Annotated in this window: 9 protein-coding genes, 2 tRNA genes and 1 pseudogene; 4 read left to right on the forward strand and 8 right to left on the reverse strand. The window is 56.1% G+C overall.

The window, feature by feature from the left end; all coding sequences use genetic code 11:
- Positions 1-510 (forward strand): annotated as a pseudogene (locus K0F75_RS25625) (KUP/HAK/KT family potassium transporter); the annotation flags it as partial.
- A 90-nt stretch (positions 511-600) separates the two neighbouring features.
- Here K0F75_RS25625 and K0F75_RS07885 read toward each other — a convergent pair.
- The 4 genes from K0F75_RS07885 to K0F75_RS07900 all read right to left on the reverse strand — a co-directional run bounded on the left by K0F75_RS07885 (position 601) and on the right by K0F75_RS07900 (position 5,194).
- The gene (locus K0F75_RS07885; RefSeq protein ID WP_219061287.1) at positions 601-1,890 is read right to left on the reverse strand and encodes a virulence factor family protein; all 1,290 of its coding nucleotides are present in this window, start codon (positions 1,888-1,890) and stop codon (positions 601-603) included.
- Entirely contained in the window at positions 1,890-4,532 is a 2,643-nt protein-coding gene (gene mprF / locus K0F75_RS07890) for a bifunctional lysylphosphatidylglycerol flippase/synthetase MprF (protein ID WP_219061288.1), read from the reverse strand. Before mprF ends, K0F75_RS07885 begins: the two co-directional genes overlap by 1 nt.
- Positions 4,533-4,789: 257 nt before the next feature.
- Positions 4,790-4,866 (reverse strand) — tRNA-Met (locus tag K0F75_RS07895).
- Between the two features lie 251 nt (positions 4,867-5,117).
- Positions 5,118-5,194, reverse strand: a tRNA-Met gene (locus K0F75_RS07900).
- Positions 5,195-5,443: 249 nt separating this feature from the next.
- On the opposite strand from K0F75_RS07900, the gene dinB reads away from it, so the two are divergent.
- Positions 5,444-6,505 (forward strand): DNA polymerase IV, encoded by a 1,062-nt coding sequence (dinB, locus tag K0F75_RS07905; protein WP_219061289.1) that lies wholly within the window; start codon positions 5,444-5,446, stop codon positions 6,503-6,505.
- Here the strand turns inward: dinB and K0F75_RS07910 are convergent.
- From K0F75_RS07910 to K0F75_RS07920, 3 genes are all read right to left on the reverse strand, one after another.
- Positions 6,502-7,458 carry a hypothetical protein gene (locus K0F75_RS07910; protein WP_219061290.1) on the reverse strand — a complete coding sequence of 319 codons (957 nt, stop codon included), beginning with the start codon at positions 7,456-7,458 and terminating at the stop codon, positions 6,502-6,504. The genes dinB and K0F75_RS07910 overlap by 4 nt on opposite strands.
- Before the next feature lie 87 nt (positions 7,459-7,545).
- Complete coding sequence (locus K0F75_RS07915; protein WP_219061291.1) at positions 7,546-9,261, reverse strand: proline--tRNA ligase; 1,716 nt, start codon at positions 9,259-9,261, stop codon at positions 7,546-7,548.
- A 185-nt stretch (positions 9,262-9,446) separates the two neighbouring features.
- A complete protein-coding gene (locus K0F75_RS07920) occupies positions 9,447-10,787 on the reverse strand; it encodes an OprD family porin (protein ID WP_219061292.1) in 1,341 nt (446 codons plus the stop codon).
- Between the two features lie 1,023 nt (positions 10,788-11,810).
- Between K0F75_RS07920 and K0F75_RS07925 the strand changes: the two genes are divergently transcribed.
- Together K0F75_RS07925 and K0F75_RS07930 are read left to right on the forward strand one after the other, a co-directional pair.
- Positions 11,811-12,242 carry an HIT domain-containing protein gene (locus K0F75_RS07925; RefSeq protein WP_219061293.1) on the forward strand — a complete coding sequence of 144 codons (432 nt, stop codon included), beginning with the start codon at positions 11,811-11,813 and terminating at the stop codon, positions 12,240-12,242.
- Positions 12,239-12,445 carry a SlyX family protein gene (locus K0F75_RS07930; RefSeq protein ID WP_219061294.1) on the forward strand — a complete coding sequence of 69 codons (207 nt, stop codon included), beginning with the start codon at positions 12,239-12,241 and terminating at the stop codon, positions 12,443-12,445. Before K0F75_RS07925 ends, K0F75_RS07930 begins: the two co-directional genes overlap by 4 nt.
- Positions 12,446-12,512: 67 nt before the next feature.
- Here K0F75_RS07930 and K0F75_RS26045 read toward each other — a convergent pair whose 3' ends face one another.
- The gene (locus K0F75_RS26045; RefSeq protein WP_219061295.1) at positions 12,513-13,118 is read right to left on the reverse strand and encodes a cold-shock protein; all 606 of its coding nucleotides are present in this window, start codon (positions 13,116-13,118) and stop codon (positions 12,513-12,515) included.
- Positions 13,119-14,244: the final 1,126 nt, after the last annotated feature.

The raw sequence follows: 14,244 nt of genomic DNA on the forward strand, positions 1-14,244 counted from the left end.
GGGGGGCTGCCATTGCCGATCTTTATCAGCAGTATTCGTGTGCAACCGCCGCATCGGGTGCAAGGTACAGCGGTGTTCTTGACCGCTCGCCCCGACGCAGTGCCGCACGCCTTGTTGCACAACCTGCTGCACAACCAGGTATTGCATGAGCAGGTGGTGCTGCTGACGGTGGTTTACGAGGACTCGCCGCGCGTCCCGACGAGTCGACGTTTCGAAGTCGAGGGGTATGGCGAGGGGTTCTATCGGGTGGTTCTGCACTTTGGTTTCATGGATGAGCCGGATGTGCCCGCCGCGCTGAAGCTGTGTCATCTGGACGAGCTGGACTTCAGTCCGATGCGCACCACGTACTTCCTCAGCCGCGAGACCATCGTCGCCGCCAAGCTAGAGGGTATGGCGCGCTGGCGTGAGGCGTTGTTCGCGTTCATGCTCAAGAACGCCAACGGCAACCTGCGCTTCTTCAATCTGCCGTTCAACAGGGTGATCGAGTTGGGCACCCAGGTAGAGATGTAAGGCTAGACAGGTAAGGCACAGAAACGAAAAAGTCCCCGAGCTGCAAAGCTGCGGGGACTTTTTGTTGGTGGGGCGCGATGCCGGTCTGGGTCAGCCTTGTTTGGCTGAGGTTTTCCCTTGGCGCTTCTCAATGGCATCGATCATGCGCCTGGCCAGGGCCGGGTAGTTTTCATCGAAGTGGTGCCCGCCCGGCAGCTTGAGCTTTTCGCCAACCGCGGTCGCTTCGGTGCAACCGCTCTCGGCATCCTCTTCCGCACCATAAACGCACAGCACTTTTTCAGCGGGCAGCTTAGCCATCTCAGGTCCTGTGGGTGCTTCCTTGCCTGCAGTCCCCAGCCAACCCTCGACCATGATCTCGAAACTGCCGCTGCGCGCGAATGCCAGCAAGATGATCACGTCGACGCGTTTTTGCTCATCAGGGGCCAGGCGGTTATAGATCGCCGGCAGCACATCGGCGCCGAACGAATAGCCGGTCAGCACGAAACGCTTGGTGCCCCATTTCTGCCGGTAGTGCGCCATTAATTCGGTAAGGTCCAGGGCGCTTTGTTCAGGAGACTTGTGCTGCCAGTAGTAACGCAGGGTGTCGATGCCGACCACCGGGTAGCCGATCTTGGCCATTTCACCTGCCACGTCACGGTCCAGGTCGCGCCAGCCACCGTCCCCGGAAAGGAACAGGGTCACGGTGTCAGTCGTCTGTCCGGCCGGTACCTCCACCACTGGAATGTTCAGGCCGCCATCATTGTCATCGGCGACCAATTGGTGGCGAAGCTGGCTGTTGAGTACCTGTGGCAGGTGGATGTCGTAGTCGCTGATGCTGTTCTCGGCATTGGGTTGATCACGCACGAAGGTAGCGGCGGCATCATCCGGGCCGTCGTTCCAGGCAACCAGCCAGTGGCCATGTGCGGCAGTTTTTGGCAGATCGTCATTGCAGCCAGGTGGCTCGAGCGAGAAACCTACCGAGATCGCTTGAGCCTTGTCGTCGGTTTGTCCCGCCAGCCAGCGCCAGGCCAGGGTTGCGCCCGGACCGATGCCCGCGACCAGTGTGGGCGCGTCGTTGAGCTTTTCTATGCCTGCGTTGAGGGTTTGCTGCTGCAGGGCGCAGTTGTCCTTGGGCAGGGTTACCTGCACGACTTCGGCGTCGGCGTCCTGACTCAGTGCCAGCAGTTGCTTGTCCGTCAGGCCTTCATCCGCCAGGACGGCCAAGGCAACGTAGGCGTTGGCGCTGGTGCCGGGCAAGACCCGAGTCAGCGCGGCACCATTCTCGAGTGTCAGGTGTTCGAGACTTGCTTCAGGCTCGGGACGGTTCCACAACCAAAAGCCAAGTACCAGTGCTAGAACAATCAGGGCTGCGAGCAAAAATCGCCAGTAGCGTTGAATCATCAGCGTTTCACCAATCCGGTCAGGCCGCCTGCAATCAGGGCGGCAGTGTCAGCCAGCGCCACGAGCGGATCAAGTCCGGCGGGCACGGCCATATAACGGGGTTCCCAGTCAGGCTGGAACTTGTCTTTGAAGCGGCGCAAGCCTTGGAAGTTATACAGTTGCTCGCCACGGCGGAATACCATTGAGCCAAGACGCTGGGTCAAGGGTGCACCGCGTCGCGGTTGCAGGCCGGAAAGCGGCACCATGCCCAAGCTGAAGCGTCCATAACCTTGCTCTTTATAGTGCAGAATCAAGCCGACCATCATAAATTCCATGGTCAGTTTGGGTGCGTCGGGGTGAGCGCGCATCAAATCCAGGCTGGCCAGTTCATGTCGGGATGTTTCCAGCAGGTTGGCGAACGCGACAGGCTTGCCTTCGAAATGGATGATCGCTATACGGAAATGCTGCAAATATTGCGGGCTGAAGCGGCCCAGGGAGAAGCCTTTCTCTCGGACATTCTTGCCAGTGAGCCAGGCATCTGAAATCACCTTCAGTTCGTCCAGCGGTGCCTGACCGACCTCATGGATCTCCAGCGACAGGCCATCTCGCCCACCGCGGTTCCAGGTATAGCGCAGGTCTTTCATTTCCTTGCCTTTGGCGTCGATGTCAAAACGCTTCAGGTCGACCCGTGCTTCTTCGCCCAGTTTGATCGCCGTCAAGCCGATGTCCATGTAGAACGGCAGATTCTCCGCGCGCACCTGATAGAACACCGGTCGAGCATGATGGATGTCACACAGGTCGCGGAATTGCCAGATAAGCTCTGCGCGTTGCTGCGTTGGGCCAATCGGGTCATACAAGGCCACCAGGCTTCGGCCACGACGTGCGTACATCAAGAAGGCCTTGCCGCTAGGGTGTAGCAGCAGTGCTTTGTCACCGGTCAATACAAGGCCGCCATCGGGCTGATCGGAAGCATTCACGATCTCGGCGGCTTTGGCCAGTTCTTCGGCATTGGGCAAGGTAATGACCGGACGTGCGGTGCGCAATAGCCAGGTCAGTGAAACGATCACCAGCAATACCGCGCTGCCCAAGGCTGAGCGCAAGGCCCGCGGGGCATCGGAGTTGAGGGTGAACTGCCACCAGAGCTGATGGCTGTACGGTACGTCTTGATAGGCGAACAAGAGCAGCCAGATCGATGCCCCCAGTACGCACATGCTGGCCACCAGATACAGCGGCGAGAATGGCAACTCAAGCAAGCGACTGGGCCGATAAAACGAATGCCGGAAGATCCCCAGCAGCCCGGCGGTCAGGGTCAGCAGGCTGGCCTCTTCCCAGTCGAAGCCCTTGAGCAGAGACAGCAGTGCGCCGACCACGAGCAGTACGGTCGTCAGCATCCATGCCGCCGATAGACGGCGGCGCAGACCTTGGGCCAGCAACAAGCACAATACGCCAATCAAGCTGGCGCCAAAGTGCGAGGCATCAATCAGGCGGTGCGGGATTAAAAAGCCAACGTGTTTCAAGCGCGTATCGATTTCAGGTGTGGCGCCGGAAAACAACAGGACCACACCCGACAGAAACACCAGCAACGCCAGGATCGGCGCAGCCAGACCCGAAGCAACGCGTATAGCTTTGCGGGTGGGCAACACGCGTTGGGCTTCAGTGACCAACAATGCCACGCACGCCAGCAATAACGGCAGGACCACATAAATCAGGCGATAAAGCAGCAAGGCGGCTGCCAACGGTGCGGCGCCCAGTTGATCGGCAAAGGCGGCGAGCAAAATCGCCTCGAACACGCCTACACCACCGGGTACATGGCTGAGCACGCCTGCGGCCAGGGCAAGCAGATAGACCAGCAAGAAGGCGCCAAAGGGCGGCGCGTCGGGCAGTAACAAATAAAGCACGATGGCTGCAGCGCCGACGTCCAGCGCAGTGATGACCAATTGCATCAACGTCAGGTTCAGGCCAGGCAGGCGCAGAGTGCGACGCCCTGCGCGGACCAGGAGGTTGTGCGGGATCGGCTGTTCAGGCAGGCGACGGCGGTAGATGCCTACGGCCAACAATGCACTGAGTGCGAGAATTGTCACGGCCACCGACGCAAGCACCGACGTGTGCAAATGCAGGGCAACGGAAGCGGCTGGCAGATTGCTCAGGGTTGCCAAGGCTGCAAGCGGGGGCAGGGCGCAGCCAAGTGAAAGGCTTGCAAATAAGGTCATGCGCGCGACTTCTACAGCGCCCAGACCATGACGAGCGTAAAGCCGGTAGCGAACCGATCCGCCAGACAGCAGCGACAGTCCTACTGCGTTACCAATCGCGAACGCGGTAAAGCCGCCGAGGACCAACGTGCGTGGAGGGAGTTGAACGTTGGCGTAGCGACTGGCCGACCACTCATAGCCCAGTAGCACCACAAAGCCGACGGCAGTCGCGGCCAGGGCGCCTCCCAATGCAGGCAGCGGAACGCTCAGCAGCGAATCGTGCAGGGCGTAGAGGTCCAGCTCACTCAATAGGTGGCGACAGGCGATCAGCGCAATAGAGAACAGAAGCAACGTTACCGCGAGGCCCAAGGGTTGGCGATATTTGCTCAGCAGTTCCAACCAGTGCAAACGAGTCGGCGCAATCGGTTGAGTGGCGGTGACAGGTTCATTGGAATCGGACGAATTGGCGCGCATCAATCACTCCTTGGATCGTGCGCGACAGGATGGAGGTATACAGACAAGTTACCAATCCCTACGCAGAAAATATTTCGAAATATTAGCGTGTCACAGTCTACAGGACGAATGTAGCGGATTCGTTTCAGCCGGCTATTTGGCCGACAGATACCTATCCTCTGGATCGACAATTCTGACAAGTGTTTCTGATCACTGTTCCGATGCTTTTCGGTCAGGCACAAAAAAGGCCACTCTTTCGAGTAGCCTTTTCTGATATTTGGTTGCGGGAGCCGGATTTGAACCGACGACCTTCGGGTTATGAGCCCGACGAGCTACCAGACTGCTCCATCCCGCGTCTGTGTGGCGGCATTCTACAGTGGAACGGTGGGGTGTCAATCGTTAATGCGGCATAAGCGACAAATAAGCGTAAATAACCTGTCGGATCGGTTAAGTGCTCGGTGCGCAAAGGGTTTTCCTGATGGGTGTCCTTTGTCTCTCATCGGTCTATTCCTGTCCGCTCCACAGCGAAGGGGGAGGGCAAGGTTGGATGTGATGAAGTCGCAGGCACAAAAAAGGCCACTCTTTCGAGTAGCCTTGTTTGATGTTTGGTTGCGGGAGCCGGATTTGAACCGACGACCTTCGGGTTATGAGCCCGACGAGCTACCAGACTGCTCCATCCCGCGTCTGTGTGTCGGCATTCTACAGTGGAACGCCGGGCTGTCAATTGTTAATTTCAGAAAAGTGCTTTTCCTTCAATCGCTTAGCGATGCCAATAGAGTGCGCGAATCGGCTTGAGGGCGCACAGGGCGGACCTGACAGGGTGATTAAGGTCATTTTTTCCGACCTTTCGTACATTGCTTTCAGTATCGTGAGTGCCACATTTCAGCGTGGGTGAGATACTGCGCAGCCCACAGCATTCATAACCGCACCTCATGACGCAGCGCAAAATCATCCACGTCGACTGTGACTGCTTCTACGCCGCCATCGAAATGCGCGACGATCCACGTCTTGCTGCCAAGCCGTTGGCGGTAGGCGGTTCGGCGGACCGGCGCGGAGTGATAGCCACCTGCAACTATGAGGCGCGGGCTTATGGCGTGCGCTCGGCCATGTCGTCCAGGCATGCCTTGACGCTGTGCCCCGACCTGACCATCGTCAAGCCGCGCATGGATGCTTATAAAGAGGCTTCCCGTGAAATTCAGACCATTTTTCGCGATTACACCGATCTGATCGAGCCTCTGTCATTGGATGAGGCTTTTCTGGACGTCTCGGACAGCAGCCATTTTTCGGGGAGTGCGACCCGAATCGCTCAGGACATCCGTCGCCGTGTCTCCAATCAACTGCACATCACGGTGTCGGCCGGGGTGGCTCCTAACAAATTCCTCGCAAAAATTGCCAGTGACTGGAAAAAGCCCAACGGTCTGTTTGTGATTACCCCGGATCAAGTAGAAGCGTTCGTCGCCACATTGCCGGTGAGCAAGTTGCACGGCGTCGGCAAGGTGACCGCGGACAAGCTAGGCCGACTGGGTATCACCACCTGCACGGACCTGCGCGACTGGAATAAATTGGCCTTGGTGCGCGAGTTCGGCACGTTTGGTGAGCGGTTGTGGAGTCTGGCGCGCGGGATTGATGATCGGCCGGTGCAGAACGATAGTCGGCGTCAGTCGGTAAGCGTCGAAAACACCTACGACACGGATTTGCCGGATCTGGCCAGCTGTCTGGAAAAACTGCCGGAGTTACTCGCAACGCTTGCTGGGCGAATGGCGCGCGTGGACGACAGCTACAGAGCGGGTAAGCCTTTCGTCAAAGTGAAGTTTCATGACTTCACTCAAACTACCCTGGAGCAGTCAGGGGCGGGGCGTGATCTGGATGGTTTTGAACAACTGCTGACCCAGGCGTTCGCTCGAGGTGATAAGCCGGTGCGCTTATTGGGCATCGGCGTACGTCTGCAGGATCTACGCGGTGCCCATGAGCAGTTGGAGTTGTTTACGCGTTAGCTGCTCGGCCCTGGATCGGCCACCAGGCGCCCGGCGTCTTTGGTCAGCGATTTAAGAAATTGCTGTTGCAGTTCGGGGTCGTTGCGCGTCAGTTCGATCAGGCTTTGTTCCAGCTCGCTGGCTTCTTCTTCCATGCCCAGCTCCGAGAGACGTTTGACCCGGTGCACCCATTGGCTGACTTCGTCATCCTCCAGGTCGTCGTAGATCAATGCGTGAGCTTCGCGCAATTTGCCGCGCAATGAATTGCTGATCGGCAGGGTGGCGCTGATGCGTGCATTGTCCTGATCGTCCGCGACACTGATCTGCAAGCGTGTGATGTGATTGAGTTCCTGTTCGGCAAAAGGGCTGTCGAGCAGGTTCAGGCGCAATACCCCATTGCGATCGGTTGTCAGATCGTAAGTGCGCGCGCCTGCCTTGACCTCGACCGGGCGTTCGCTCCATGGCAGGCTCGAATACTCAACCCGCTTGTCGTGCTGAACCTCATCAATACTGGAAAGGTTCTGCTGCGCCCGGCCATGGGACTGCACGTTCATGAACGGATTGAGCCCGGCAAAACCGTAACTGATCCAGTCTTTGGTCATGCTGTCCGGTAAGCGTCCAAGCATGACCACGTTGAGAATATTGGCCCCTATACCGCCCACCACTGCAACGGCGCCCAGCGGGATTTCATAGGTCTCGCGCCAAGGTTGGTAAGGGGTATAGCGATCATAGTTGCGGGTGACTTCGAACTCGGTGACTTCGAACGTCTTTTGATCATGAATCCGCACGCGACGTTGCGGCAGCTCAAGCATCTTGGGCTCACCGATATCGACTTGCAGGCTGTGATTGAGCAATTTGCGCTCGACGCGCTCTTCGTGCTCGCTGCGTGGTGACAAGTGGTTGGCACAACCGCTGACGAGCAGGGTGCCGCACAGTGCGGCACTGCCGAGGCTTAAGGTGCTTCGCTTGAGCATGTGATCTCTTGATACGGAAAGTGCGGGTCTTGCCTTGTCATGCGTCGATGGCGAGGGCGCACACGCTTTCACGTGCGCGCCCCGGACTCAGCGGCGGATGCGGGCTTGAAGAAAGGACAGGACGTCGGCCACAGGCAAGGCTTGCGTCTGAGCTTCGGTACGGCTCTTGTACTCAAGGTTACCTTCTGCAAGGCCGCGGTCGCTGACCACTATGCGGTGCGGAATGCCGATCAGTTCCATGTCTGCGAATTTATTGCCGGGGCTGGTTTTTTTGTCGCGATCATCCAGCAGCACTTCAAAGCCGGCTGCGGTCAGTTCGGCGTACAGCGTGTCGGTTGCTTCGCGCACTGCCTCGGTTTCATAGCGCAATGGCACCAGGGCAATCTGGAAAGGTGCCAGGGCATCGTTCCAGATGATCCCGTTTTCATCGTTGTTCTGCTCGATGGCGGCTGCCACCACGCGAGAAACACCAATGCCATAACAGCCCATGGTCAGGGTTACAGGCTTGCCGTTTTCGCCAAGCACCTGGCACTTCAAGGCTTCGCTGTACTTGGTGCCCAGTTGGAAAATGTGCCCGACTTCGATGCCGCGTTTGATTTCCAGCGTGCCCTTGCCGTCCGGGCTTGGGTCGCCAGCTACCACGTTGCGCAGGTCGGCCACTGCGGGAACCGGCAGGTCGCGTTCCCAGTTGACGCCAAAGTAGTGCTTGTCGTCGATGTTGGCGCCGATGCCAAAATCGCTCATCAGTTCGACGGAGCGGTCGATGATGCAAGGCAGTGGCAGATTCAACGGGCCAAGCGAGCCTGCGCCAGCGCCGATGGCGTCACGCAGTTCGGATTCGGACGCCATGACCAGCGGGCTGGCGACCTGTGGCAGGTTGGCGGCTTTGATTTCGTTGAGCTCGTGGTCGCCACGAATGATCAGCGCGATCAATTTGCCTTCTTCAGCTGCATGGACCACCAGGGTTTTGATGGTCTTTTCAATCGGCAGGTTGAAGCCTTCCACCAGTTGCGCGATGGTCTTGGCGTTTGGTGTGTCGATCAGGCGCAGTTCTTCAGTGGGTGCCTGGCGTGACTGTTCGCGTGGAACGGCCTCGGCTTTCTCAATGTTCGCGGCGTAATCGGAGCTGTCGCTGAATGCGATGTCGTCTTCGCCAGACTCGGCCAGTACGTGAAACTCATGAGAGCCCGCGCCGCCGATGGAGCCGTTATCGGCTTCGACCGGGCGGAAGTTCAGGCCCAGGCGCGTGAATACGTTGCAGTACGCCTGATGCATCCGGTCGTAGGTAGCCTGAAGCGAAGCCTGGTCGACATGGAAGGAGTACGCGTCTTTCATGATGAATTCGCGGCCACGCATCACGCCAAAGCGTGGGCGGGTTTCATCGCGGAATTTGGTCTGGATCTGATACAGGTTGATCGGCAGCTGCTTATAGCTGTTGAGCTCGTTGCGTGCCAGATCGGTGATGACTTCTTCGTGGGTCGGGCCCGCACAGAATTCACGGTTATGTCGATCTTTCATGCGCAGCAATTCTGGGCCGTACTGTTCCCAGCGCCCTGATTCCTGCCACAACTCTGCAGGCTGGATGCCAGGCATCAATACTTCGAGCGCGCCAGCAGCGTTCATCTCTTCACGAACGACAGCTTCGACCTTGCGCAAAACCCGCAAGCCCATGGGGAGCCAGGTATAAAGGCCGGAAGCGAGTTTGCGGATCATGCCGGCACGCAGCATCAGCTGGTGGCTGACGACGACCGCATCGGAAGGGGTTTCTTTCTGTGTGGCGAGCAAATATTGACTGGTACGCATGGTAGGCCGTTGTCGGTTGCTGAGACTAGAAATGACCTCGCATTGTACGGGGGTGATCCCGTTGCGTACAGGGTAAGGCTGGTACAACGAACGCCGTTCTGCCTGCTTAAAAAGTGTTGCCTGAAAAAACGGCGTAAAAAACCCGGCCTGAGCCGGGTTTTTTGATTACGAGACGCGGACTGTGTTTACAGAACCGAAATCGGGTAGTCGACGATCAGACGGAACTCTTTGACGTCGCCTTCAGCCTGGTCAGCATTGGCGGTGTGCCAAGCTTGACGAATACGGAAGGAGAGGTCTTTTGCCGGGCCAGTCTGAACAACATACTTGGCTTCAAGGTTGGTTTCGTGGTGCTTGCCGTCTGCACCGTAACCGTAGGCCTGGTAAGGGCTATCAGCGGCCATGCGGGTGCCGTCGATGTTGTCACCAGTAGCGTAACGGGTCATGAAGCTCAGACCAGGGACGCCGTAGGAAGCCATGTTCAGGTCGTAACGAGCCTGCCAGGACCGCTCACCAGGACCGTTAAAGTCGGAGTACTGGATGGAGTTGGCCAGGAAAATCGAATCGCCACCTTTGTTGTCGTTACCCACACCGACGTAGTCGAACGGGGTATCGCCATTCACTTTCTGGAAAGAAAGGGTGACGGTGTGTGCGGTCAGGAACGAGTACGCAGCAGCCAGGGAGAACGTGGTGTTGCTGATTTCGCCAGCTTTCGCGCTACCGGTATCGGTGGTGCGATAGATGTTGAAATCGAAAGCCAGAGCCTGTGCATCAGTCAATGGCAGTGAATAGTTCACGTTGGCGTAGTACTGGTTCCACAGATCTTCCAGCTTGGCGCCGTACAGCGAAGCGGTCAGGCTGTCGCTAATGGCGTATTTGCCACCGACGAAGTCTGCGGATTTAGTGGTGACGTTAGCGTATTGAGCCCACAGCTCGCCATCGCGCTTGGTCGTGTCCTGGCTAGTTGAAGAGTAGAAATGGCCAGCCTCAAGATCAAGACCTTTGAGTTCGCTGCTCTGCAACTGGAAGCCGCTGGCAGTCTGTGGCAGCAAGCGAGAGCCGCCAACCGCGAATACCGGGCTGGTTGTAGGCTGCATGTCGCCGACTTTCAATTCTGTTTTGGAAATACGGAATTTGATAGCAGCGCCGGCTTTGCCGAACGAGTCTTCGTTGCTTTTATTGCCAGCGGCATCACGGTCGAGTGCCAGGTTGCCTGAACCGGCATACTTGTCTTGACCGTCAAGTTTCAGGCCGAGGTAACCGAATGCATCAACACCGACACCGACAGTACCCTGGGTGTAGCCAGAGCTGAAGACGCCATGGAAACCTTGAGTCCAGTCCTTCTGGTCTGCCCCACCGTTCTTGTTATCACGGTTGAAGTAGTAGTTACGAAGCAGCAAGTTCAGCTTGCTGTCTTCTACAAAGCCCTTCGAATCGGCTTGGTCACTGACGAATGCCGCAGCCGTTGCCAGTTGGGTGCTGCCTGCAGTTACAGCCAGGGCCAATGCGCTCCACTTCATCACTCTCATCGTGATTTGCTCCTTTGGTTTTTTAAGAAGAGTTGCCGCCATCCCACCTGTTTTTTTATCTGGGAGGCTCTTTCTTTTTGTGTCGGCGCAAACTTATATCACGCTGACCATGTTGGCGATAGTTACAAACCTATCCTTTCGGTATCTGTGCGGCGGTGTCGCAAATGTAGGTTGTCCATGTCGCAATTGTGTAGCTCCTGTTATCAAACCCCACAACTACGGCGGTATTTTTTGAGGGCTTAAGCATAGGTGAAAATATTCTATGCACAGCGATTCAAACAGTCCCTGGATCGTGTGTTGCCGTTTTTATTCGTCTCCAGATGTGTTTGCTGAGTAGCTAGCACTCTGGCGGACTCTGGTGTGTGACAAAGCAACAACCGTGCACAAAGATCATAAGCGATGACATTTTTTTCACAAATCATCATTGTGAAGCTTTGTTTTTTAATTAAGTATTTGATTTATATCGTTTTTATTTCATATTTTTTTTGAAAAAAAACCTGAAAAATGCGGGGCAACCCGCTGAGGGCCTTAAAAGCGTTACCGGTCGGTCTGACGTGTTGGGTAGATTCAGCGTGGGTGGCGCCGGGTTGAAAGGAAAAGTGAGTCTTTTTGGTGCGCGGTGTTACTAGCGTGCTTGATGTTAGGTCCTTGGGGTCGACTATAAGGCGTAGGGACGGCAGTTTCGCTGACCTTTTGTTGCCAAAAAATGACCAGGCAGCATCTTTTTGGGCTGTCTGACTGGAAACTGATCTACATTCAAGGGGCAGTATCAGGCCTTGCCGAGAGGGGCATAGTGTGCCAAATCAGTGCAAATGGCGCGTTGCGCGCGCCCTGCGGGTGTCTTTCAGGGTTTTTGGTCTGTGGCCCAGTGTGCAGGCTGGCCTGCGTGGGTCGCCGGGTGTCCAGATTGAGGGTCGGCAGTGAATGACGACCCATTCCCGCGTATCCTGCGGGGTATTGCTGGATGACTCCGCGGTTCGGGGCGTCTAGCTAAAAACTAACCAGTTGATCAGGAGTTTTGCGGTGTTCGTTCTAGATCCGCGTCTGGCGCAAGATACTGTGCCCCTTGGCGATTTCCCCTTGTGTCGTTTGTTGTTATCCAATGATTCGAATTACCCATGGTTCATTCTTGTGCCGCGCCGCGCAGGCATCAGTGAATTGTTCCAGTTGGACGCGGCGGATCAGTTGCAACTGTGGCAGGAGACCACTGCGCTCTCGAAAGCGCTCAGCGATGCATTCAATGCCGACAAGCTCAATGTCGCGGCATTGGGAAATATCGTTAGCCAGCTACATATGCACGTTATCGTTCGTTATCGGGAAGATGCAGCGTGGCCCGCGCCTGTTTGGGGTAAGCATCCGGCAGAGCCTTATACTGGCCAACAACTGTCTGCCCTCCGCGATCGCTTACAGTCGGTATTGACAGATGATTTCCATTTCGAGGAGGAACACGCATGAGCCTTGAACAGCGTATTAACGAGTTGGAAAGTCGATTGGCCTTCCAGGACGACACGATTCAGTCGCTCAATGATGTTCTGGTCACCCAGCAGCGTGTGGTCGAGCGTTTGCAGTTGCAGATGGCTGCACTGCTTAAACGTCAGGAAGAAGCCGGCAATCAGTTCGATACGTTCGAGGAGGAGGCGCCGCCTCCGCACTACTGATTTTTTCTGGCCGATAAAAAACCCGCGATCTCGTAAAGAGAGGCGGGTTTTTTTGGTGTGGGTGATTTTAGCGACGTGGCAGTGCTGCAATCACGTCTTCGGCTTGCAGGCCTTTATCGCGATTCATGACTGAGAACTCGACGCGCTGGCCTTCTACCAGTACGCGATGGCCTTCGCCCCGAATAGCGCGGAAGTGGACGAAAATATCATCGCCGGAGTCGCGGGAAATGAAGCCGAACCCTTTGGATGTGTTGAACCACTTGACGGTCCCGGTATCGCGGTTGGTCATGTCGTGGCTTTGTGCAGCTGGCGAAGGTGACGATTGATAGAAGCTGACGGCCAAATGCAGCAGCACTGCAATAAGGACGCTGATCAGGCTGACAATGATCGCCGGTTGGCCAGCAATGGTTTGCAGTGGAACAAGCAAGGTCAAGGTTTGAAGGATGACGGCAAGCACGAGAAGACCGCTGACCAGATTTTGCAGCTGATGACGTGGGCCTCTGTTCCAGTAAGGGATGACGGGGGCAAGTAACAGGTTGAGTAAGCCGAAAAGCGCCAGGTAAAGCGCATCGGGTTGCAGGAGGTAAGAAGACAGGGCTTCACTACGCAGGCTAGGGATGAAGGAAAGGAGCAGGGCAGCTGCACCTGTTAGCAAGTGGACGATTTTCAACATTTTAATAAACTCACATTAAGACGGATCACGAGGAAATAGCTGATTACGCTCGGTACGCTTCTGAATAATAGGAGGCGTAATGCACGAACGGTGAGTCAGCCTATGCGCTACAGCCAAGCGGCACGTCAGTAGCGACACGCGTCTATTTAACAGCAAAGCCGAGGGCTACTCAAATCAACCGCTTAGCGCTGCTTGAGTGCTGATGTCCAGATAGTTTGATGCGGGGCGGTGGCTTGCTTGTCGATAGCTGGTTTAGAGCGGTCGCCGTCAGGATCGTGACGGATGGCAGGCGGTTCGTTCCGAAGGGAGAGACGGCTGTTCGTCGGTTTGCCTGTGACGCCACCCTTTTCAGCAACGATTTTTCGGGGTTTGCGGCCTTTTGCGAGAAAGGGCTTTTTTGACTGTAGGGCGTCAGACCGATGGGAGGCTGGACTGTGCGGGTTCTCTTTGTCGCGCAGTCCTGCATCGGGTTGGTAAAACCATCCTATAAAATAAAAGGGGGGAAAGTGGCGGTCGATATCGGCAGTGGCGAAGAAGATCGTTAGTCGATGGTAGACGGTCTTTTTGTCAGCTATCAGATACGCATGTCATTTATTTTAAAACACATAGCGTTTGTTTGCGCATCAGGGTTCCGGTGTTTAGTCTCCTGCATGCGGTGTTTAAAAGGCGGTGCAATGAGCGGTGCCGAGCATGTTTCTGAGGGTTGATAAAGTGAATGATGAATCGGCCGCTAATGCGCTGGCTTAGTGTCTATACGCTCGCGAGAAATTCGCAAGAATGCTTCGTTGGTTACTTGAAATAAAGTAAGGGTGATCTGCAACTGATGTTGCTTGTATTATTGGTTTTAGCGTGCGTGGTGTGCTCGTTCCTTCTTTATTGTCGGTCTACGTCCTCTCCTAGAAAGCATCGAGGCTTCGAGTGTGCGGTCCTCACACCGAGAGCTTGCCGCACGTGGCTCCCCCTTTGTTTTCATGGCCTTCGGCTCGAGAAAGGCGTGTGCAGGGGAATGGCTATTTATCCTGCCTGACGGGGTTATGCAGTCAATCACCTGGATCGTTAAGGAAACTCTGGAAAAGACTTCCAAATCTGGTGAAATACGCCTGCCCCACGAACTGAACGGTTGAGC

Origin of the sequence: Pseudomonas sp. UMAB-08, from assembly GCF_900095225.1 — a bacterium.
GTDB lineage: Bacteria > Pseudomonadota > Gammaproteobacteria > Pseudomonadales > Pseudomonadaceae > Aquipseudomonas.